The sequence below is a fragment of the Clostridium boliviensis genome (genome assembly GCF_033342255.1).
Classification (GTDB): domain Bacteria; phylum Bacillota; class Clostridia; order Lachnospirales; family Lachnospiraceae; genus Lacrimispora; species Lacrimispora boliviensis.
In genome coordinates, this window is the sequence record NZ_JAWONS010000203.1 from 1 (window position 1) to 455 (window position 455).

The window sequence follows — 455 nt, forward strand, 5'->3', positions numbered from 1 at the left end:
CTCTTCATCCAACTCGACAAAGTTTTTCCCCTCGATGTAAGCCAGGGCTTCCTCCACCATGCCCACGGCCCCTTCCACAATTTTCTTCCGGGCGGCGATGATCGCTGCGGCCTGCTGGCGGCGGAGCATCGCCTGGGCAATTTCCGGAGCGTAAGCGAGATGGCTGATCCGAGCCTCGATCACTTCCACACCGGCTACCTGAAGGCGTTCCTGCACTTCCCTCCTCAGGGTTTCGGCCACTTCATCGGGAATGCCCCGGAGGGAGGGAACATCGTCATCGTGGCTGTCGTAGGGATAACGGCTGGCCAGGGAGCGGATGGCCGTCTCACTTTGGATCGCGACGAAATCCTCGTAGTTGTCGACATCGAAGAGCGCTTTGGCCGAATCGATCACCTTCCACACGACCACCGCCCCGATCATGATCGGGTTGCCTGCGGCATCGTTCACCTTTAATT

General features: G+C 59.1%; 1 protein-coding gene. It reads right to left on the reverse strand.

Features of this window, described 5'->3' with window-relative positions:
* The coding region (locus RZO55_RS12490; protein WP_318064615.1) for an SPFH domain-containing protein at positions 1–455 on the reverse strand (455 nt) is incomplete at both ends.